Annotated in this window: 20 protein-coding genes; 11 read left to right on the forward strand and 9 right to left on the reverse strand. The window is 32.9% G+C overall.

All coding sequences use genetic code 11. The features are described from left to right. Positions 1–66 precede the first annotated feature (66 nt). The 4 genes from GQ47_RS22300 to GQ47_RS22315 all read left to right on the forward strand — a co-directional run bounded on the left by GQ47_RS22300 (position 67) and on the right by GQ47_RS22315 (position 2786). Complete coding sequence (locus tag GQ47_RS22300) at positions 67–912, forward strand: alpha/beta fold hydrolase (protein WP_035653296.1); 846 nt, start codon at positions 67–69, stop codon at positions 910–912. A gap of 5 nt (positions 913–917) precedes the next feature. Then, a complete protein-coding gene (locus GQ47_RS22305; protein ID WP_035653298.1) occupies positions 918–1391 on the forward strand; it encodes an RNA polymerase sigma factor in 474 nt (157 codons plus the stop codon). Next, entirely contained in the window at positions 1378–1971 is a 594-nt protein-coding gene (locus GQ47_RS22310; RefSeq protein WP_035653299.1) for a DUF485 domain-containing protein, read from the forward strand. The genes GQ47_RS22305 and GQ47_RS22310 overlap by 14 nt, the downstream gene beginning before the upstream one ends. 128 nt (positions 1972–2099) lie before the next feature. Continuing rightward, a complete protein-coding gene (locus tag GQ47_RS22315) occupies positions 2100–2786 on the forward strand; it encodes a zinc metallopeptidase (protein WP_035653534.1) in 687 nt (228 codons plus the stop codon). Positions 2787–3233: 447 nt separating this feature from the next. Here the strand turns inward: GQ47_RS22315 and GQ47_RS22320 are convergent, their stop codons facing one another. The 3 genes from GQ47_RS22320 to GQ47_RS22330 form a co-directional block, all read right to left on the reverse strand. Continuing rightward, positions 3234–3704, reverse strand: a complete 471-nt coding sequence (locus GQ47_RS22320; RefSeq protein ID WP_035653302.1) for an Lrp/AsnC family transcriptional regulator — start codon at positions 3702–3704, stop codon at positions 3234–3236. A gap of 188 nt (positions 3705–3892) precedes the next feature. Further along, positions 3893–4642, reverse strand: coding sequence for a uroporphyrinogen-III synthase (locus GQ47_RS22325; protein WP_035653304.1), 750 nt, complete (start codon positions 4640–4642; stop codon positions 3893–3895). Positions 4643–4656: 14 nt separating this feature from the next. Further along, on the reverse strand, positions 4657–5346 hold the full coding sequence (locus GQ47_RS22330) for a DUF4271 domain-containing protein (protein ID WP_035653307.1): 690 nt from the start codon (positions 5344–5346) through the stop codon (positions 4657–4659). Between the two features lie 107 nt (positions 5347–5453). Here GQ47_RS22330 and GQ47_RS22335 point away from each other — a divergent pair, with 107 nt between their 5' ends. Genes GQ47_RS22335 through GQ47_RS22345 form a run of 3 tightly spaced genes read left to right on the forward strand, consistent with a single transcriptional unit; the run spans position 5454 to position 8010 of the window. Then, positions 5454–6179: a polyprenol monophosphomannose synthase gene (locus tag GQ47_RS22335; protein ID WP_035653310.1), complete on the forward strand. Its 726-nt coding sequence runs from the start codon at positions 5454–5456 to the stop codon at positions 6177–6179. Between the two features lie 10 nt (positions 6180–6189). Next, positions 6190–7530 (forward strand): dihydroorotase, encoded by a 1341-nt coding sequence (locus GQ47_RS22340; RefSeq protein ID WP_035653312.1) that lies wholly within the window; start codon positions 6190–6192, stop codon positions 7528–7530. A gap of 9 nt (positions 7531–7539) precedes the next feature. Continuing rightward, positions 7540–8010 carry a DUF4296 domain-containing protein gene (locus GQ47_RS22345; protein WP_035653313.1) on the forward strand — a complete coding sequence of 157 codons (471 nt, stop codon included), beginning with the start codon at positions 7540–7542 and terminating at the stop codon, positions 8008–8010. On the opposite strand, the gene GQ47_RS22350 is transcribed toward GQ47_RS22345, so the two are convergent. Then, positions 8011–9012, reverse strand: a complete 1002-nt coding sequence (locus GQ47_RS22350) for an NAD-dependent epimerase/dehydratase family protein (protein WP_035653315.1) — start codon at positions 9010–9012, stop codon at positions 8011–8013. A gap of 142 nt (positions 9013–9154) precedes the next feature. Beyond that, positions 9155–10387, reverse strand: coding sequence for a hypothetical protein (locus GQ47_RS22355; RefSeq protein ID WP_035653316.1), 1233 nt, complete (start codon positions 10385–10387; stop codon positions 9155–9157). A 193-nt stretch (positions 10388–10580) separates the two neighbouring features. Between GQ47_RS22355 and tyrS the strand changes: the two genes are divergently transcribed. Together tyrS and GQ47_RS22365 are read left to right on the forward strand one after the other, a co-directional pair. Beyond that, a complete protein-coding gene (gene tyrS, locus GQ47_RS22360) occupies positions 10581–11876 on the forward strand; it encodes a tyrosine--tRNA ligase (RefSeq protein WP_035653317.1) in 1296 nt (431 codons plus the stop codon). Between the two features lie 204 nt (positions 11877–12080). Continuing rightward, the gene (locus GQ47_RS22365) at positions 12081–12428 is read left to right on the forward strand and encodes a hypothetical protein (RefSeq protein ID WP_035653320.1); all 348 of its coding nucleotides are present in this window, start codon (positions 12081–12083) and stop codon (positions 12426–12428) included. A 60-nt stretch (positions 12429–12488) separates the two neighbouring features. Here the strand turns inward: GQ47_RS22365 and GQ47_RS22370 are convergent, their stop codons facing one another. The 4 genes from GQ47_RS22370 to GQ47_RS22385 form a co-directional block, all read right to left on the reverse strand. Then, positions 12489–13469 carry a LuxE/PaaK family acyltransferase gene (locus GQ47_RS22370; RefSeq protein WP_035653323.1) on the reverse strand — a complete coding sequence of 327 codons (981 nt, stop codon included), beginning with the start codon at positions 13467–13469 and terminating at the stop codon, positions 12489–12491. Positions 13470–13605: 136 nt separating this feature from the next. Beyond that, positions 13606–13944 carry a T9SS type A sorting domain-containing protein gene (locus GQ47_RS22375; protein ID WP_035653325.1) on the reverse strand — a complete coding sequence of 113 codons (339 nt, stop codon included), beginning with the start codon at positions 13942–13944 and terminating at the stop codon, positions 13606–13608. Between the two features lie 106 nt (positions 13945–14050). Beyond that, a complete protein-coding gene (locus GQ47_RS22380; RefSeq protein ID WP_035653327.1) occupies positions 14051–15244 on the reverse strand; it encodes a hypothetical protein in 1194 nt (397 codons plus the stop codon). A 199-nt stretch (positions 15245–15443) separates the two neighbouring features. Continuing rightward, positions 15444–18248, reverse strand: a complete 2805-nt coding sequence (locus tag GQ47_RS22385; protein ID WP_035653329.1) for a TonB-dependent receptor — start codon at positions 18246–18248, stop codon at positions 15444–15446. A gap of 232 nt (positions 18249–18480) precedes the next feature. Between GQ47_RS22385 and GQ47_RS22390 the strand changes: the two genes are divergently transcribed. Beyond that, a complete protein-coding gene (locus tag GQ47_RS22390) occupies positions 18481–19164 on the forward strand; it encodes a response regulator transcription factor (protein ID WP_026728392.1) in 684 nt (227 codons plus the stop codon). A gap of 209 nt (positions 19165–19373) precedes the next feature. Then, a complete protein-coding gene (locus GQ47_RS22395) occupies positions 19374–20453 on the forward strand; it encodes a sensor histidine kinase (protein ID WP_035653332.1) in 1080 nt (359 codons plus the stop codon). Positions 20454–20610: the final 157 nt, after the last annotated feature.

The raw sequence follows: 20610 nt of genomic DNA on the forward strand, positions 1-20610 counted from the left end.
ACATTTTAATAGTTGCCGTATCAAAAGGACGGATCCGATTAAATTAACAACTTAAAACTATTAAAAATGAAAAAGTATATCATCTTAATTATCGCATTCTTATTTTCAGCATTATGTTTAAATGTTTTTGCACAAACAAAATCATATCCTTTCGAAGTTCTTAAAACTGGAAAAGGAAAACAATCCATAGTTTTCATTCCCGGATTTGCTTCTTCTGGCGAAGTTTGGAATGAAACCAAAACTGCTTTCGAAAAAGATTTCACTTGTTATACACTTACAATGCCAGGTTTTGCTGGAGTAAAACCAGAACAAAATCCTTCATTTGAAAATTGGAAAACAGAAATCGCTAATTATATCAAAGAAAACAAAATCGTAAAACCAATTCTAATTGGTCATAGTATGGGAGGCGGATTGGCATTAGCAATCGCTGCTGATTATCCGGGATTAATTGGGAAAATTGTAGTGGTAGATGCGCTTCCGTGTATGGCTGCGCTAATGGATCCTTCTTTCAAATCAAAAGAAAATAATGACTGTACAGCCGTAGTAAATCAAATGACCGGAATGACTGATGCTCAATTTCTTGAAATGCAGAAAAAAACAATGCCAAGACTTTTGGCTGATGCTTCAAAATTAGATATGGTTGTCGATTGGAGTGCAAAATCAGATAGAAAAACATTCGGACAAATGTATTGTGATTTCTCAAATACAGATTTAAGAGCTAAAATCGCACAGATAAAATGTCCGGCGTTAATTTTATTAGAGTCTTATTTTATAAATTTAAAACCAGCAATTGAAGATCAGTATAAAAATCTAAAAACAGCCAATTTTCAATATGCAAACAAAGGTCTTCATTTTATTATGTATGATGACAAAGATTGGTATTTGGCACAATTAAACACTTTTATAAAATAATAAGAATGGAATTTGAACAAATCTACAAAACATATTGGGATCGAATATTCAGGCTTTGCATGGGTTTTGTCAATGATTATGATATTGCACAGGATTTAGCTCAGGAAACTTTTATAATTGTTTGGCAAAAGCTGGGTACATTTAGAAACGAATCGGCCATTGGAACCTGGATTTTTAGAATTGCTTCTAATAATTGTTTGAGACAAATTGAAAAGCAAAAGCGTTTTCCAAAATCAGAATTACCAATTCATCTTTCGGAAGAAAAACAGCAATCAATCGAACCGCAGATTCAGTTTTTATACAAATGCATCGCCGAATTGCCCGAAACCGATCGTATCATTATTTCGCTGGAGTTAGAAGAAGTGAAGCAAGCTGAAATTGCAAAAATCGTTGGTCTTTCAGAAGCAAATGTAAGAGTGAAGATTCACAGAATTAAAGAAAAATTGACTCAAAAATTTAAAGAAAATGGAAAACAATAATATAAACTTCAACGATTTATGGAAAAAACAAACCGTAAGTCAGCCCGATATGCAGGATTTGCTTTCTAGATTAAGCAAATTTAAAAAAGCATCTTTGCGTAGTTTATGGATGACAAATATTATGCTTTTTGCAACCAGTGCTTTTATAATTTTTATATGGATTTATTATCAGCCGCAATTTGTTTCGACTAAAATCGGAATTGTTTTAACAATACTTGCAATGGTAATTTATCTGTTTGTTTCGAATAAATTATTCAGCAATTATAAAGACATTGATGCAACGCAGACGAATCAGGAATATCTTCAAAAATTAATTTTGATTCAAAAGAAACAACAATTTTTACAGACAAATATGATGAGTTTGTACTTTTTGCTTTTAACAACGGGAATTTGTCTTTACATGTATGAATATGCGAGCAGAATGAGCGTTCTGGGCGCAAGTTTGACTTACGGAATCACTTTGCTATGGATTTTGTTTAATTGGTTTTACATTCGTCCGAAACAAATTAAAAAACAACAATTAAAAATAAACAGTCTAATTGAAAAGTTTGAGGAAGTAAATAATCAATTAGAGTCTTAAATCGGAAAGCTTTGCAGTATTGTAAAGCTTTTTTTGTGCTGAAAAATGCCAAAATGTCATTTTGTTAAAATGGTTCAGAAATTGTGATTGATTTTGTAACTTTAAAAATCAATCAAAAAAATACAAATATGGGAGGTGGATATTTATTACTTGCCGGAGCTATAATGTTGTTTAGCTGGATGGTGAGTTCAAAACTTAAAAGCAAATTCGAGTTATACTCTAAATTGCAATTGCAAAACGGAATGAGCGGTAAAGAAATCGCTGAAAAAATGCTTGCTGATAACGGAATTACAGATGTTCGTGTTATTTCGACTCCGGGACAATTAACCGATCATTATAATCCGTCAAATAAAACAGTAAATTTAAGTGAAGCGGTTTACAATCATCGAAACGCGGCGGCGGCGGCTGTTGCAGCGCACGAATGTGGGCATGCGGTACAGCATTCTGTCGGGTATGAATGGCTTACAATGCGTTCAAAATTAGTTCCGATTGTAAATGTCGCGTCAAATTTCATGCAGTGGATTTTACTTGCAGGAATCTTAATGATTAAAGCTTTTCCGCAATTATTGTTAGTTGGAATTGTGCTTTTTGCGGCAACGACTTTATTTTCGATTATTACATTGCCAGTCGAATATGATGCGAGCAACAGAGCGTTGGCATGGCTTGAAAATAAGCATATGTTGACACAGCAAGAACAAGCAGGGGCAAAAGATGCTTTAAAATGGGCGGCAAGAACTTATGTGGTTGCAGCAATTGGATCAATTGCAACATTGTTATACTATATTTCAATTTATTCGGGAAGTAGGAGGAATTAATTTTATAATTAGAAAATTAGTCAATTAGATAATTTTATATAAAACCCGACAGGTTTCAAAAACCTATCGGGTTTTATTTTTCAAGTTAATTGAATTTCGGAATATGACATTTTTAATTGTTGAAATACATTAATAAAAAAAGAATTGTCCAAATTCCGAGTATAATGTAAAATGAATTTACATATTGTATGTTTTCTGATTTGTAGTATTTGAAAAAGAAGTACAAGAGCCAAAACAATGCTTGTTGGAATTGAAAGTAAAAACAGCAAAAAACCTGCACCTGGAGTGCATACACCGCTTGGAACTGCCTTCTCTGCCAAGAACCCTATTATAAAGTAGATGGTAAAAAAAATTAATGTTTTAATTTCTTTTCGTGCTATGTTAATCATTGATCGTGAAATTTGGCTTTTAAATTATCTAATTATCAAATTGACACATTTTCTAATTCTAAAGTTGAATCTGTCTATCAATCTGCTGGTCAAGCGATATAAAAGTTTCCGTTCTTGAAACACCTTCAATAGCTTGGATTTTATTATTTAAAAGAGACATTAAATGCTCATTGTCACGGCAAATAATTTTAATCAAAACCGACCAGTTTCCTGTTGTGTAATGACATTCTAAAACTTCGGGGATTTTTCTCAATTCTTTTACGGCTTCTGAGTTTCGGGAAGCTTTGTCCAGATAAACTCCAATAAATGCCATTGTATTGTAGCCTAAAACTTTTGGATTTACAGTGAATTTTGATCCTGAAATAACACCAGATTGCTCCAGTTTTTTTAATCGCTGATGAATTGCAGCGCCAGAAATACCAATTTTGTTGGCGATTTGTAATATGGGTTTTCGGGCATCGTCCATTAAATAACGAAGAATCTCTTTGTCGATACCGTCAATTTCAATTATTAGGGAATTAATTTTCATAACTTAAAATTTGAAACTATTTTTTGTGATTTGGGTTTTAAATAGAAATCAAATGTAATTAAATTGCTCTGAAAACGGAAATTCCAAATTCCGAAATCGAAGAATTGTTATAAAAACAAAAAATCCAAATCCCAAGTGATTAAGTTGGAATTTGGATTTTAAAAAATTGTATATTTTTATTCTCTAGGTTATTTTCCTTTGTTTGCTTCGGCGATGTATTTTTCTAAAGCCATTGTCATAGAAGGAGTTTCAGGAGTTGGAGCAAGAATATCAATTCTTAAACCATGATCTAAAGCTTCTTTTTGAGTTGTGCTTCCAAATACGGCAATTCTGGTGTTGTTTTGTTTAAAATCAGGGAAGTTTTTAAACAAAGATTTAATTCCTGTTGGACTAAAAAATGCCAAAACATCATAATAAACATCTGCCAAATCAGACAAATCACTCATTACAGTTCTGTAAAAAATAGCCTGTGCCCAATCCACTTTTAGGTTGTTTAGTGTTACAGGAGCATCCGCGTTTAACTGGTCAGATGCAGGAAGTAAAAACTTCTCGTCTTTGTACTTTTTGATTAGCGGAGATAAGTCTGCAAAATCTTTTGCTCCAACGTAAATTTTACGTTTTCTGTACACAACATACTTTTGAAGGTAAAATGCAACAGCCTCAGATTGACAAAAATATTTCAATCCTTCTGGAACTTTGTAACGCATTTCATCAGCCACTCTAAAAAAATGATCTACAGCATTTCGACTTGTTAAAATGATCGCAGTGTAATGATTAAGATCGATTTTTTGCAATCGAATCTCTTTTGCGCTAACCCCTTCCACATGAATAAATGGTCTGAAATCAATTTTTATTTTGTGTTTTTGTTGGAGCTCAAAGTAAGGAGAATTCTCCACTTTAGGTTCAGGCTGTGACACCAAAATTGTTTTCACTTTCATATTATAAACATTTTCTAAGCACTCCCTTTTGTTATCCAATAATAGAGAAAATAATAAGGGGCTATTTCAAGAGCGCAAAGATATAAAATAAAATAAAATAACTTGCTGATTATTGCATTTTGATACGTTTTAATTGAAATAAAATAGGAGTATATACTTATACACAGCGAAATACCTATGATTGCCAACGGAACAATGCTCGGAATATTGTCATAATAAAATAAAACCGCATTGATAGGAAGCAATAAAACGCCAATATAAGTTCGATATGTGACTTTTTGTAAGTTAAAAAGATCGACAAATTCTTCAATATTAAAGGAAGTTGCAACAATTTTTTCGACTAAATACTTCGCCAAAATAAAATAAAGAAGGAATGTTGCAATCTGAATAAATAAAATCCAGTCGGTTTTTAATACAATTTCTGCGGCTTTTGAATTTTCTGAAAAAATATGCATCGCCAGTTGAATAAAAAAAGCAAACGAGATAATTTGTACAAAAAATAATCCAACTGTAAAACTGCTTTTCATGTGGCTGTTATCGCGGTAGATTTTGGCATATTTATCAGAAATAATAAGCTTACTGAATTCCGAAAATCGGGTTTCATAAGCAGATTTTGTAATTGCAACAACGGCAAAAGTCAGGACAAATAAAGCAGTTGCCCAGTCTTTGTTTTCAATAATTCGTGGATGAAGGTGTTCAATCATAGTGTCACAAAATTAGTAATTTTTTATATCAATAGTTTTATTATAGATTTATTATGAAGCAAATGCTATAAAAAGTTTACTTTTGCGGTGAAATTACCGAGAAAAAAATGAGTGATAGCATTGTCATAATTCCTACTTATAACGAAATTGAAAACATCGAAAGTATAGTGAGAGCTGTTCTTTCGCAACATAAATCTTTTCATCTTTTAATTATTGATGATAATTCTCCAGATCATACCGCAAATAAAGTAATTGCATTACAGGAAGAATATCCAGACAGATTATTTTTGGAAAAAAGAGCAAAAAAATCAGGTTTGGGAACGGCCTATGTTCATGGTTTTAAATGGGCGCTAGAACGTAAATATGATTTTATTTTTGAAATGGATGCCGATTTTTCACACAACCCAAATGATCTTGAAAAATTATTTGACGCCTGTCATTTTGGAGGTGCCGATTTAGCTATTGGATCTCGTTATGTTACCGGTGTAAATGTGGTAAACTGGCCTTTAAGCCGTGTTTTGATGTCGTATTTTGCTTCGGTTTATGTTAAGTTCATTACCGGAATGAAAATTCATGATGCTACAGCAGGTTTTGTTTGTTATAAAAGAGAGGTTTTGGAAAAAATTAATCTGAACAAAATCAAATTTGTTGGATATGCTTTTCAAATTGAGATGAAATATCGAACTTATTGTGGTAAATTTGAGATAACTGAAGTTCCAATTATTTTTACAGACAGAACAAAAGGAGTTTCTAAAATGAGCAACGCCATTATTAAGGAAGCTATTCTCGGTGTAATTTCTCTTCGATTAAAAAAATTATTCAATACATTATAAACAAAAGGCGATGAACAGGATTTTAATAAAAAACGCTAAAATTGTAAACGAAGGATCAATTTTTGAAGGTGATGTATTGATCGAAAATGATTTGATTGTTGAGGTTTCAGACAGCATCAGCCTTAAAACTTCAGATTGCAAAGTGATTGATGCCGAAGGGAATTATTTAATTCCTGGCGTGATTGATGATCAGGTTCACTTCAGAGAACCGGGATTAACGCACAAAGGTGATATTGAATCAGAATCAAGAGCGGCAGTTGCGGGAGGAATTACCTCTTTTATTGAACAACCAAATACAGTTCCGAATGCGGTTACTCAGGAAATATTAGAAGAAAAATACCAGATTGCGTCTCAAAAATCATTTGCGAATTACTCGTTTATGATGGGAGCAACAAATGATAATTTGGAAGAGGTTCTAAAAACAAATCCAAAAAATGTTGCAGGAATTAAGATTTTTCTAGGTTCTTCAACTGGAAATATGTTGGTTGACAGAGAAGAGACTTTGGAGAAAATTTTCTCAAGTACTCCAATGTTAATTGCGGTTCATTGCGAAGATGAAACTACAATTCAAAATAATCTAGCGAAATTTAAAGAACAATATGGAGAAGATATTCCGGTAACGGCGCATCACTTGATTAGAAGTGCTGAGGCTTGTTATATTTCTTCTTCAAAAGCGGTTGCTTTGGCAAAAAAGACAGGAGCAAGACTTCATATTTTTCATCTTTCGACTGCAAAGGAAATGGAATTGTTTACGAATAAAATTCCGTTAGAAGATAAAAAAATTACGGCTGAGGTTTGTGTACACCATCTTTGGTTTACCGATGAAGATTACAAAACAAAAGGGAATTACATAAAATGGAATCCAGCTGTTAAAACTGCTGAAGATCGTGCTGAACTTTGGAAAGCTTTGAATGATGGCCGAATCGATGTTATTGCAACAGATCACGCGCCTCATACAAAAGAAGAAAAACAGCAATCGTATTTGAAAGCACCATCTGGAGGTCCGCTTGTGCAGCATGCAGTAGTTGCAATGTTTGAAGCGCATCATCAGGGAAAAATCAGCGTGGAGAAAATTGTGGAGAAAATGTGCCACAATCCGGCTAAAATTTTTAAAATTGAAAAAAGAGGTTTTATCAAAGAAGGTTATTATGCCGATTTAGTAATTGTAAATCCAAGTTTGCCTTGGAGTGTAAATTCGGATAATATTTTATACAAATGCGGTTGGTCACCTTTTGAAAATATGGCTTTCAAATCGAGAATCACGCATACTTTTGTGAACGGAGAAATGGTTTACAACAATTTCAAAGTAAAAGATGTACGCGCCGGAAAAAGATTATTATTTGACAGATAAAAAACGGAAATGAAGAATTTTGTATTTATAATATTGGTTTTGTTTCTTTCTGTAAGCTGTAAAAAAGAGCTTGTAAAAGAGCCAAAAGGACTTATTGAGAAAGGAAAAATGGTTGATATTATGTATGATTTGTCTCTTTTGGAAGCAATCAAATATCAAAATCCGCTTTCATTAGATTCGGTTGAATCAGATCCGAAGAAATTTATTTTTAAAAAATATAAAGTAGATAGTCTACAGTTTGCTCAAAGCAATATTTATTACGCAGCAGATTATGAAACGTATAAAGACATGTTTGATGAATTGGGCAAGCGATTGGCTGTTCAGGAAAGAGCAACAGATTCACTTCTTAAAATAGAAGAGAAAAAAGCGGCAAAAGCAGCAAAAAAGAAAGCAGTTGAAAAACCTAAAGATTCTATAAAAAGCGCATCAAACCCTGCAAATGTTAATCCTAACAGCAGAGAAAAGCTTTTAGATCGATAATTAAAGTTTTGAAACATCTATAATGTACTCCTGTACATCTTGAAAAACCGTTCCTAGAGCGGTTTTTATTTTTTGGTTAGAATACAAATCTTTAGTGTACGAAGATTTTGCTGTTGCTTTAGTAAGACGTCTTTTTTGAAAAAACAAAGTAGAAAACACACCATCTGCCATCCAAAGGAAATTCATTAAAAACGGTTTTGCGTGAATATGTGGTTTTTTGACTTTTAAAGCTGTAGCAATCGTATCGAGAATATCTTTAAAAACTACATTTTCGGCAATTAAAGTGAAGCGTTCATTTTTGATGTTGCTTTTCATTAGCTGATACGCGATTTTGACAACGTCGTCAACGGTTATGAAACCTGTGCTTCCTAGCGTGTAAAACGGAAGTCCGTTTCTAACTTTTACATATAATTCGGCACTTCCTTGTTGTGCGTCTTTCGTTTTCGGAATTGGACCTAAAATCACACCCGGATTTACAATTACAATATCCAAACCTTCCTGAACAGCGCGCCAAACTTCCATTTCGGCTCCATATTTAGAAATAGCATAATCGCTGTGTGGTTTTTCAGGATTCCAATCGGTTTCTTCAGTGATTTCTTTTTCATGAGAAGCCAAATCTCCTAAAGCAGCAATGGAACTTACAAAACAGAATTTTTTTATTCCGCGGGCAATTGAAAAATTGACCATATTGGCAGTTCCTTCAATATTAGTTTTTCGAAGTGCATCTTCATCTTTTGGATCAAATGAAATTAAAGCTGCGCAGTGGTAAACATAATCGATATTTTCAAAAGCAATTTCCAGAGAAGGAACATCTAAAATATCGGCTTCAAGCCATTCTATTTTTTCAAATAAATTACTTTTTTGGTAAAGTTCAAAAACCGATTTTGTTTTTTGAATACCGCTTTGATTGCGGTAAATAGCCCTAACATTTTCTCCATTTTCAAGTAAATGAAGTAATAAATGTGAGCCTACTAAACCTGTTCCTCCTGTTACTAATACCATTTTGTAAAGATAAGTTTTTGTTGTAAAGTGGCAAAGAGGCAGAGGTTCAAAGTTGCAAAGGTTTTTTTGAATTTTGCCACAAAGGCGCTAAGACGCAAAGTTTTTATAATCGTTGAGTTTTAGCGCCTTTGCGGCAAGAGTTTTACAAAATGGTATATGTAAACAATAGGTCTATAGTGCTATAATCAGTTTTGAAAACTGTATATTCACGGAGAAGATTCTTTTTTAAATTAGCTCTTACTTCTGCACTGAGCTTGTTTTTGTAATTGTATCCAAGTCCTAATGCAAAATTGTTTTCACTTTTGCTTTCTAAATTGATAAGAGAGCTTTTTAAAGTGAATTTTCCAGAAAGATTAAGAACATAGGCTGCATTGATAAATATTTTTGAATTGTCGTTTAAAAAAAGATAGTGGCGTAAACCTATTGGCATCTGTAAATTAGTGTATTCAACTTCTGATGGATGTTGAATTGTTTGTCCATTGTTAATGCTTGTTATTATGCCATATTCTTGACTGTCTTCATATTTTTGGTAAGTTAGATTCATAAAAATGCTCCATTTGTTCTTGTTGACTGGAAGGATATATTCACCTTCGATTCCAAATTTTGGAGAAATTTTGTTGTCATATTTTGCGTTTGTATATCCAGATGGTTGAGAGCTGTTGATACTTAGTGACTGAGAACTTATTCCAGCCATTATTTTGAGTAAGTATATACTTTTAGTTTCGTTGCTTGAATTTTGTTTTACAGTATTTGCATCAAGATAATTGTACTTTATAAAGTATTTAACTAGCTGTTCTTTTTTGTATTCAAGTTTTTTAATTTCATTTAATGTCGTTGTCTCGCTTTTTGCATTGTTGTAAAGTTGCTGTTTGTAAAAAGTGTTTACATCAGTAGTTTTTCCGCCATTATCATTAACAATAAAATATTCTTTATAGACTAGTTGTTCAAGTGGTCTTTCTTTTGTTTCATAAAAAAATCGCATCATATCTCCATTTACGTATTGATATAATGTAGCATCGCCTTTTATTAAAACTTTCAGAAATACAGTGTCGTCTTTCCAAATTGGATTTTTATTTGTTGACAAATTGTCTAATTTGTTGCTTGATTCATCAATTTTTACGCTTGCTCTTTTGTAGGTCACATTGTTTTCAATCCCAAACTCCGTGATGCTTTTTATTGTTTCTGTTTTAGAATCACTATCGTTAAGATTGATTTTGTATTTGAAATCAATAGGGTTGTTGTACCAATCGATGTTTTTTATGAAACATTCAGTTTTTGTTCCGTCGTTAGAAATAAAATACCCTTTTTCAAAAGAAATTTGAGCATTAATTGCAGAGAAATAAAGGAATAATGTAAGGAGTAAAATTTTTTTCATGTTAGTAATTTAGGTTGCCGAAAGTATATAAAATAATTTAGGCTTTTTTACGGTTTCCCGCATTTTTGTTTATGGGTTTAAAGTTCTTTAGGATTATTGCTAAAATCTATTTTTAGAATTGTTTTTTTGATATTGTCGTTGCTTTTTGATATTGCCATTGCCATTGATTATATTTGCGCAAAATATTATAAAAATGAAGAATCTAGTTGAAGAATTAAAATGGCGCGGTTTGTACCATGATAGCATGCCAGGAACGGAAGAACAATTGCTAAAAGAGGTAACATCGGCTTATATTGGTTTTGATCCAACGGCAGATTCGCTGCATATTGGTAGCATGGTTCAGATTATTTTATTGGTTCATTTAAAGAATTTTGGTCATCAGCCAGTTGCTCTTGTGGGTGGCGCGACCGGAATGATTGGTGATCCATCTGGAAAATCTGACGAAAGAAATCTGTTGAACGAAGAAACTTTGGCTAAAAATGTTGCCGGAATCAAAAGTGTTCTATCTCGCTTCTTAGACTTTAATTCAAACGAACCAAATGGTCCAATTATGGTAAACAACTATGACTGGATGAAGGAATTCTCGTTTATTGATTTTGCACGTGAAGTTGGAAAACGAATCACTGTAAATTACATGATGGCGAAGGACTCGGTTAAAAAAAGAATTAACGGAGAAGGTGAAGGAATGTCTTTCACAGAATTTACATATCAATTAATTCAGGGATACGATTTTTATCATTTATATAAAAACAATAACTGCCTTTTGCAAATGGGAGGTTCTGACCAATGGGGAAATATCACCACAGGTACAGAATTGGTTCGTAGAATGGGTGGAGAAAATGCAAAAGCTTTTGCCTTGACAACTCCATTAATTACAAAAGCAGACGGATCTAAATTTGGAAAATCGGAAGGTGGAAATGTTTGGCTTGACGCCGATAAAACTTCGGTTTATAAATTTTACCAGTTTTGGGTAAATGCTACAGATGCAGATGCTGAAAAATATATTAAAATCTTTACTTTCTTGGATAAAGAAACTATTGATGCTTTAATTGCTGAACATCAAGCGGCTCCACATTTAAGAGTTTTGCAGAAGAAATTAGCAGAAGAAATTACAATTTTTGTTCATAGCAAAGAAGAGTTGGAAAAAGCAATTCAAGCTTCAAATATCTTGTTCGGAAATTCAACTGCTGAAGATTTGAAAAAATTGGATGAAAAGACTTTTTTGGAAGTTTTCGACGGCGTTCCGCAAGCGGAAATCGCAAAAGCAGATTTAGAAAATGGATTAGATATTATTACTGTTTTAAACGAAAAAACAGGTTTCTTTAAATCAAACGGAGAAGCGAGAAGAGCTTTAACTGCAAATTCTATTTCGGTAAACAGAGAAAAAATCAAAGAAGATTTTGTTTTGACAGCAAATGATTTAATTAATAATCAGTTTGTGTTATTGCAAAGTGGAAAGAAAAATTATTTTGTGATTAGAACTGTTTAAATTTTGTTTAACTGTTTAATCGGTTAATTGTTTAATCGATTTTTAAATAGACAGTTAAACAATTAAACAAATCAACGTTAAACATATCATCAAAATGTCCCAATAGCTTGAAAAAGTTGTTGGGATTTTTTGTTTTGTATGAAATTGAAATCGAATGTTTTTTTTAGTAAGTTTATTCTCTAACCAAAAACTATTAACCTAATTATGATTGGATTTTTATTTATTTATTGGATTTGGAAAGCATTTGTTGATTTGGCCGAAAAAAATGAAAAGAACAAATGGCTCTATTTTTTTATTGGAATTGTGTCGTATTATGGAGGAACAATTATTTCTGGATTTGTTTTAGGAATTGTCTTGGCTATTCTTGATGATCCGAGTGCTGTAGATGAAGCTTCTGTAAATCCGGGATGGAATTTGCTTTTTATAGTTTGTGGCGTTTTAGCCTGTTATGGAATATATAAACTTTTAGAATACAGAGGTGAAAAAGAAAGAGAATTGTTAAAAGAAGACAGTATAGATAATATTGGAATCGAGAATGATAATCAAGGTTAATAAATATTCTGCTTTAGATTTTTTCGGTTAAACGAATAAACAAATCAACGATTAAACATTTTACAAAACCATCAAGTTACAACCACGAATATCAGAATTATCAAAACGTCCCAATACCTCGAAAGAGTTGTTGGGATATTTTTTGCCTAAATCTTGCGTTGCAATAAAGGAACATGAATTGATGTTAGCTAAATCAATAACATTGATTCCGCCTGTTTTTCCGTCATTCACATACGTAAGTGCATCTTCAGGGTCACGAACTAAAATATTCATCCAGGAAGGACATTCAAAAATACCGTCTCCTAATGAATAAGCTTGCGCAAGAAGTTCCGTCATTCCATATTCAGAATGAATAGAAGAAACACCAAAACCTTTGCATAAAATTTCGTGTAATTCTTCGCGAATCATTTCTTTGCGTTTTCCTTTCATTCCACCGGTTTCCATTATAATGGTATTTTGAAGTTGAAACTGATGTTTTTCGATTAAATCTAAGAGTGCGTATGTAACGCCAATCAAGATTACATTTTGTCCGGCATTATCTAGTTCGATTAGTTTCTGTGTAAGTTCTTCGTGGTTGTGTAAATAAAACCCACTTTCAGGTTGATTAGAGAGCTTTATAAGATCTTCTACCATGTAAATTAACGAAGAGCCATCGCGCTCTAAATAAGACGGTAAAAGGGCTAAAACGACATAATCTTCAATATTGCCGTAAAACTGAGAAAATCCCTGACGGTAACTTTCTTCGTAAAGTGAAACATCGGTAACCAAATGTCGGCTTGTGACCATTCCGGTTGTTCCGCTGCTGGTAAAAGTAACTTGTGGCAAATCTGAATTAGAAATTACTTCATGAGTTTTGAAAAACTGGATTGGCAAAAACGGAATTTGTTTCAATGTTTTTACCTGTTGCGGATTTACGTTCAAAAAGTCACAGAAATCACGATATACTTTGTTGTTCTCGTGCTGAAAACGAAACACTTTTAGTGCTATTTTTTCAAATTGTTTCTGACTTGAAATGGTAAAGATATCGCTGGCTGTAATCAAAACTTTTTTTTTGCAAAGATATTGTTTTTAGTTTTTAGTCTCAGTTTTCGACCACGGTTTTTGGGTTTAGTTTAACTGAAAACAAAGACTGCGACTGAAAACTAAAAAAGCTCCCAAGAAGGAGCTTTTTTTATATTTATCTGATAATCAGTTTTCGGGTTGCGGATGCGTTTTCTTCACTTATTTTAATGATGTAAACGCCTGGAACCAAATCTGAAACGTTCAATTCTCGTGAGCTTAAATGCGTCTGGAGTACTTTTTTCCCCAAAAGATCAAAAATGATTATTTCTTTTTCCAAATCATTTTTGGTCGAAATAAATACTTTTCCGTTGATAACTGGGTTAGGATACAAGCTTAGACCCTCGATAGAAGTAGACTCTTGAGGTTTTGGTAATTGTTTACTGTCTTGTGCCGAGACACTTACAGTAAAGAAAAAAGCCAATAAGAATGTAATATAAAAGTAGTTTTTTGCCATCGCATTTATTTGATAAGTAAATATACAAAAAAAATTACAAAAATTACGCCAAAAAAAAACATCCTAAATATTTAGGATGTTTTTAACAATTTATGTTCGAAGTAAATTATTTGATCAAGTTTACACCGTCAACTGTAGCCCAAGCTCCTGCAGTTAATGAAGCTCCTGTAGCTGTAGAACTTGGCGTGAAAGTTCCAGTTGGGAAAGCAACTGTAAAAGTTGAAGCACCAGCGATTGGGATGATGTTTGTTGTGTTAGAAATTTTGATGTTTAAAATTTTAATTTTTGATGTTTTTACTTGGTGATCATTTGTAGCTGCATCTAAGATACTTACTACAGCACCTTGGTAAGTAGTTGTGCTATTTGGAACTGTGAAGTTTCCGTAACCATCAACAACGATGTTGCTGTATTCTCCGTTACCTTCTCTTTTGAATTGGAAAGCATCAACTTGGTTGTCTGCACCTTCAGGAACGTTAGTAGATTCTCTCTTTAAAGTAATGTTAGAAACTTTTGGTCCGAAAGCATTGTCATTTGCAGACGCTTCGATTTCCATTCCGTAGTTACCTTTTCCAGTTTGGTAAGCATACCAATTAGTATTAGCTTGACCTTGCCATCCATCTTGCCAGTCAAAAGAGTCATCAGTATTTCCGTAAGAAATAGCATTTGTCATACTTGCAGTTCCTCCGAAGAATTCGAATCCGTCATCAGCACCTTTGTAAGCTACTAAGTGATCAAGAGTTGTTCCAGAACCTACAGAGTAGAATGTGAAAGCGTTGTTTTCTTTGTTACCGTCTGCTAATTTAGAACCAGCGTACTCAACTCTTACATAGTTTAATGAACCACCATTGTGAGTTGCATTTGATCCTCCGTAAGAGATGTTGTTCCCGTCTTCAGAAGTAGAAGAAGTTCCTCCTCCAGCAACTTTTGCAGGTGCATCACCGTACATGATGATACCTCCCCAAGAACCTGGAACTTTAGATTTTTCTGTAAACACAACTGGTTTATCAGCAGTTCCGTTGATGATTAATTTTCCTCCGTTTAAAACAACTAAAGCGTTGTCTCCGGTAGCTTTGTCTATAGTGATTGTAGATCCTGCGTCAAAAGTTACAGTTACTCCTGAATTGATTTTTACAATTCCTTTTAATGTGTAGTTTCCGTAAGCATAAGTTTTGTTTGCAGTGATAGGACCTGTAATTTCGCCTGTAGCAGGTGGTGTAACAGGAGTTGAATCGTCACTGCTTGAGCAAGAATTAAAAAATAAACCTGTAGCAAGTGCTAAAGCAAGAATTTTAGTTTTCATAGTTTTTGTGTTGTATTATTCGTTTTTATTTTTGTCAAAATTATGAGGTTAATCTTTTTAAGGTGTTATCTCAACATTACATTACAGTTACCAAAAATTGATTAAAATGTGAAGAGAATGTTAAGCGAATCTTTGCAAATTGTAGCTATAAAAAAAGCTCCAGATATCTGGAGCTTTCAAGTTTGTTATGTTATTAATATTAGAATGTGTAGCCAACTTTAACTGAGAATCCTACACCCTTTTTATAGCTGTTTGCCAATAAAGATGGTTCGTCAACTTTTACTGTTCCGTTGTTTCCAAATTCTAATTGTCTTGCAGGGTTTATTAAGTTGTCTGCTGTAAACTTCACATCAAAATGGTCTGAAATTTTACTTCCCCAAACAAAGTCTAATTGAGATACAGGTAATTCATAAGTATTGTCCTGACCGTTTGTTCCTACTGCATAAATTCTTTTTCCGAATACGCCGTAAACAAGAGACATAGTGTTTGTCCAATCTTTGCCTAAAGTAAATTCATATTTTAAATCAGAATTCACTAACCAGTCTGATGCACCTTGCAATGATCTTGTTTGGTGTGTTTCAATTGAATTTTTAATAGTCACAACTCCGTCCTCATCCTGAGATTCGTAAGTTTTAGCAACATTTACTTTTGTTGACATCAATGAAGCGTTCAATCCGAAAGAGAAATGCTCTAACTTGTCGCTAATTCTGTTTAGTCCTAAAAGGAATTCAACTTCTGCTCCATATAAAGTTGCATTGTCTGAATTCAAGAAAGTAGTTACAGTTCCAGAAGTTGCATTTGCAATAAATGTTCTTTCGATTGGATTGTCAATATATTTTCCAAAAACACCAAAAGCTAACATTTCTTTAGATGTTGGGAATATTTCATATTTCAAATCAACATTATAATTGTCGCTATTTTTCAATAAAGAATTACCTTGTGTAGAAGTATTATCAGCATTGATGTATGAGATCGGGAAAGCTTCCATTACAACTGGTTTTGTATATGTTTTACTTGCAGCGAAACGAATGTTAGATGTTTCTGTCATTAAGTATTTCAAGTTTACAGAAGGCAAAACATAAAGATTGTTGTATGTTTTCTTTTTGAATGGATCATCAAAAGAACCTAAAGTTCTGAAGTATGTTTCTTTGATCGTGTTTTCAACTCTCAAACCTCCGTTAAGCTCAAACTTGTCAGCAAATTTCCAGAATAAATTTGCATAACCTGCATTAGCACTTTCGTTAAGTTTAACTTTGTAAGTTGCGTTTGAACTTTCAGCAAAATATACAGAACCGTTACTGATGTCAGTTCTGATTTTACTATCGATATTGTTTATATCATTTGATGAAAAAGCACTACCATAACTTGCAACAAATCGGTAAGAAGATTCCATTTTAGAAAAGTTTCCATTATAACCAACAGTCAATTTGTTTTGTTTTTCTTTTCCAAATTTTAAGTTGTACTCTAACAATCCTGAAACATACACATTACCGTCAACACTTAAATATTGACGTAAGAAATTGTTTGCTCCATAAGAAGTGTTGATTTGATTTTCAGATTCCTGAGTACCAGTGTAGAATTTTCTGTCTGGTTGACCATATTTTGTATTTGCATAAGATACACCACCTTTTAAAGTTTGGTTTTTATCTTCTGTCAAATTGTATTCTCCTAATAATTGAGCATTTAAATAATCTGTTTTATCCAATTGATTCGTACGGATAAAGTTGTTGTTGATACCGTTATTGCTTAAAACTCCGTATTGATCTAAGATTGAGTTTAATGTTGTTTTTAAGTATAAAGTGTTGAAAGATAATTTGTATCGTTCAGCTGAATAATTTACACCTACTAAAGCAGAAGTACTGGTTTTGAAACGGTATTCAGTATTGATGAAATCATTGTTGTATTTATCACCAAGTGTTTGTAGTGTTCTGTTAACACCTTCTCTAACTGCAAAGCTATTATCAAAATTAAGCGATAATAAATAAGAAACGTTGCGGTTATTGCTTAAGTCAAATTTTTCTGCGTGTAGAAAATTGAAACTTGAGTTAAGCGGGCTTTTGCTTTTGCTTACGTTAAAACCTTTATCTCCATTTACAAAATTTAATGCCTGATCTGTCGTGAAAGTTGTTCTTCCAGCAGTTTCGCCTAAGAAACTTGGTAGCTCTCTGTCTTTTCCATTAAATCCGAAGAATCCTGCAGCAGAATCTGCATCTCCAGAAAGCAAGAAATCTTTAAAGCTGTTTCCAGTTGTATATCCTGCTCCAAGATTTATTTTAGTAATATTTTTTGTTGGTTTTGAAGTTTGAATATTAAAAGTTCCTCCAGCAAAATCTCCGTAAATGTTTGGGTTGAAAGTCTTGTAAACATCAATTACACCTACAATATTTGTTGGAAACAAATCAAGCGGAACAATTTTTGAGTATGGGCTGTTTGAAGGAGCAGCAAGATCATTGATCAATAAGTTGTTGTAACGATCTTCAAGACCACGAACAAATATTCCTCTTGAACCTACTTTTGTAATTCCGGTTACTTTTGTCAAACCTTCTTCAACATCACTTACACCTTTTCTAGACATTTCCTGTGCACCAATACTTTGTTTGATTACAACAGCATTTTTTTGGTCCAATAAAAGAGCAGTTTCTTTTTCTTTGTTTGCTGTCGATTTTACAACAACATCTTTAAGAGTATAACTTCCTGATGAAAGTACTTGGTTAACAGTGATTGTTTCACCAGCTTTTACAGTAACAGGTTTTTCTACAGATTCATATCCTACGAAACTAAAAATAATAGTATAAGTTCCAGGATTTACAGTCAACGAATATTTTCCGTCAATGTCAGTGTTGGCAGTAATGTTTGTTCCTTTTAATAAAACATTTGCAAAAGGAAGTACTTCATTATTAGTTTCTTTGTCGGTTAATACACCAGAAATCGTACCTTTGTTTTGCGCGATCGAAATCGAACAGATAAATAATGTGATTAATAGAAATTTTAAATTGAATTTCATTTCAGTGTTGTGTTTAATTTATTTTGGTGCAAAGAAAGACACGCATTGTAAAGTTCATGTTAGGCACTTGTTATGTTTTTGTGTTGCCAAGATTATCAAATTGTTACCAGATTAAATTACCGTTAACCGTAATTTTTAACGGTTATTTTGTTACTATCTTTACGCTGTGAAATAAAAAACATCAAATAATAACAAACGAAATTTGATGTCAAAATCTCAATTTTTGCTATTTATGAAAAAAACACAAACTAAGATTTTATTAGTTGACGATGAACCAGATATCTTAGAAATCGTTGGCTATAACCTTGCTCAGGAAGGCTATCAAATTGTAACAGCTTCAAATGGAAAAGAAGCGATAGCAAAAGCTCAGAAAGAATTGCCAGAATTAATCATCATGGACGTAATGATGGCCGAAATGGACGGGATGGAAGCTTGTGAACACATCAGAAAAATTCCAGAATTAAATAATGTTATCATAACATTCTTAACCGCAAGAAGTGAGGATTATTCGCAAGTAGCTGGTTTTGACGCAGGTGCTGATGACTATATCACGAAGCCAATAAAACCAAAATTATTGGTCAGTAAAGTAAAGGCTTTGTTAAGAAGGTTAAAAGAACAAGAAATCGTTACAGACACTATAAATGTAGGTGGAATCGAGATCAACCGCGAAGAATACAAGATCATAAAAGGCAATGTTGAAATTGCTTTGCCAAGAAAAGAATTCGAATTGTTTTACTTATTGGCTTCTAAACCAGGAAAAGTTTTTAAAAGAGATGAGATCCTTGATAAAGTTTGGGGAAATGAAGTTGTAGTTGGAGGAAGAACAATCGACGTTCACATTAGAAAGCTTCGCGAGAAAATTGGCGAAGACCTTTTTAAAACCATAAAAGGTGTTGGTTATAAATTCGAAGTATAATTTTTTTAGTAGCTAAGATTCTAAGACACTAAGTTGCTAAGGTTTTTAGTAACAATGTATTGAAGTTAATTTTAAGCTCACTCAAATTATTTAAAACATTCACTATATTTAAACCATATAAGAAATTGAAGTTTACTTGAGCTTCAGTTTTTTATATGGTTTTTGAGTTAAACTTAATTTTACTAATCCCTTAATGGGAGCTATTTTTAATGAAAATCAATTTTAAAAAAACATACAAATTCGCAATAAAATCGGCATTGTATATCAGTCTTTTCTCAACGGGATTTGTACTGATGCTGATGTCTTTATTCTATAAAAATCAATTGAAACATCAAGTTGCTTTTGGAATCGTTTTTATAATTTCAATTTATATTTTCTCTTTTTTAGTGCTTCAATATCGCGTTGAACGTTTCATTTACAGAAGAGTAAAGAAAATTTACGATGAGGTTTCGTTGCTGGAATCAACGCCCCTTATCAATCAGCCTATAACAACTGATATGGAAACGCTTTCGCGAGAAGTGAAAAAGTTTGCGACTGATAAAAAGCTTGAAATCGAAATGCTTGAAATTCGAGAGCAATATCGAAGAGAGTTTTTAGGAAACGTTTCGCACGAACTTAAAACACCATTGTTTACCGTTCAGGGTTATGTTTCGACTTTGCTTGATGGCGCGATGGATGATAAAAACATTCGAAAAAAATATTTAAAACGTGCCGAAAAAGGTGTAGAGCGTCTTATATATATAGTTGAAGATTTGGATATGATTACCAAATTAGAATCGGGAGATTTGGATTTGAATATGACCGATTTTGATATTGTTGAATTGATTCAGAATGTCTTTGATTTATTGGAAATGAAAGCCGATAAGAAGAAAATCAAATTGGCTTTTGAAAGTAAAAATGTTCAATCCGTAATTATTCGCGGAGATCAGGACAGAATTCAGCAAGTTCTGGAAAACCTGATTGTCAACTCAATTAAATACGGAAAAGAAGGTGGTTTGACTGAAGTTGGCGTTGTAAATCTTACAAAGAAAAAAGTATTAATCCGAATCAGTGATAACGGAGAAGGTGTCGAAAAACAGAATATTTCTAGACTTTTTGAACGTTTTTATCGTGTTGACAAAAGCGGAACACGTTCTGAAGGAGGTTCTGGTTTAGGATTAGCCATTGTAAAACATATTATTGAGGCTCATAAAGAGAAAGTTTATGTAGAAAGTGAATTCGGAATTGGTTCAGAATTCTCTTTTACACTCGAAAAAGCTAACAAAACGATAAAAGCTGAGGTTAAATAATTGTAAGTTGGCTTTTCTTAGAAGCCGCAAAACAAGGTTTTTAACATTAAAGAAACATTGGGTTTCAGTGCCTAACATTAAATTTTTATTATAGTAACATCTGGTTAATGATTTGTTAACATAGGTGCGTCATCTTTGCATCCTGAAACTAAGGGTA

The organism is Flavobacterium sp. ASV13, from assembly GCF_000745775.1.
In the GTDB taxonomy this organism is placed as follows: domain Bacteria; phylum Bacteroidota; class Bacteroidia; order Flavobacteriales; family Flavobacteriaceae; genus Flavobacterium.

Coding starts and splice junctions, on each gene's coding strand:
- GQ47_RS22315 (WP_035653534.1), top strand. CDS start 2,100: ATGGGAGGTGGATATTTATTACTTGCCGGAGCTATAATGTTGTTTAGC.
- GQ47_RS22320 (WP_035653302.1), bottom strand. CDS start 3,704: ATGAAAATTAATTCCCTAATAATTGAAATTGACGGTATCGACAAAGAG.
- GQ47_RS22375 (WP_035653325.1), bottom strand. CDS start 13,944: ATGGCAAAAAACTACTTTTATATTACATTCTTATTGGCTTTTTTCTTT.
- GQ47_RS22355 (WP_035653316.1), bottom strand. CDS start 10,387: ATGAAAAAAATTTTACTCCTTACATTATTCCTTTATTTCTCTGCAATT.
- GQ47_RS22305 (WP_035653298.1), top strand. CDS start 918: ATGGAATTTGAACAAATCTACAAAACATATTGGGATCGAATATTCAGG.
- GQ47_RS22335 (WP_035653310.1), top strand. CDS start 5,454: ATGAGTGATAGCATTGTCATAATTCCTACTTATAACGAAATTGAAAAC.
- GQ47_RS22385 (WP_035653329.1), bottom strand. CDS start 18,248: ATGAAATTCAATTTAAAATTTCTATTAATCACATTATTTATCTGTTCG.
- tyrS (WP_035653317.1), top strand. CDS start 10,581: ATGAAGAATCTAGTTGAAGAATTAAAATGGCGCGGTTTGTACCATGAT.
- GQ47_RS22340 (WP_035653312.1), top strand. CDS start 6,190: ATGAACAGGATTTTAATAAAAAACGCTAAAATTGTAAACGAAGGATCA.
- GQ47_RS22310 (WP_035653299.1), top strand. CDS start 1,378: ATGGAAAACAATAATATAAACTTCAACGATTTATGGAAAAAACAAACC.
- GQ47_RS22330 (WP_035653307.1), bottom strand. CDS start 5,346: ATGATTGAACACCTTCATCCACGAATTATTGAAAACAAAGACTGGGCA.
- GQ47_RS22395 (WP_035653332.1), top strand. CDS start 19,374: ATGAAAATCAATTTTAAAAAAACATACAAATTCGCAATAAAATCGGCA.
- GQ47_RS22390 (WP_026728392.1), top strand. CDS start 18,481: ATGAAAAAAACACAAACTAAGATTTTATTAGTTGACGATGAACCAGAT.
- GQ47_RS22325 (WP_035653304.1), bottom strand. CDS start 4,642: ATGAAAGTGAAAACAATTTTGGTGTCACAGCCTGAACCTAAAGTGGAG.
- GQ47_RS22380 (WP_035653327.1), bottom strand. CDS start 15,244: ATGAAAACTAAAATTCTTGCTTTAGCACTTGCTACAGGTTTATTTTTT.
- GQ47_RS22300 (WP_035653296.1), top strand. CDS start 67: ATGAAAAAGTATATCATCTTAATTATCGCATTCTTATTTTCAGCATTA.
- GQ47_RS22350 (WP_035653315.1), bottom strand. CDS start 9,012: ATGGTATTAGTAACAGGAGGAACAGGTTTAGTAGGCTCACATTTATTA.
- GQ47_RS22365 (WP_035653320.1), top strand. CDS start 12,081: ATGATTGGATTTTTATTTATTTATTGGATTTGGAAAGCATTTGTTGAT.
- GQ47_RS22345 (WP_035653313.1), top strand. CDS start 7,540: ATGAAGAATTTTGTATTTATAATATTGGTTTTGTTTCTTTCTGTAAGC.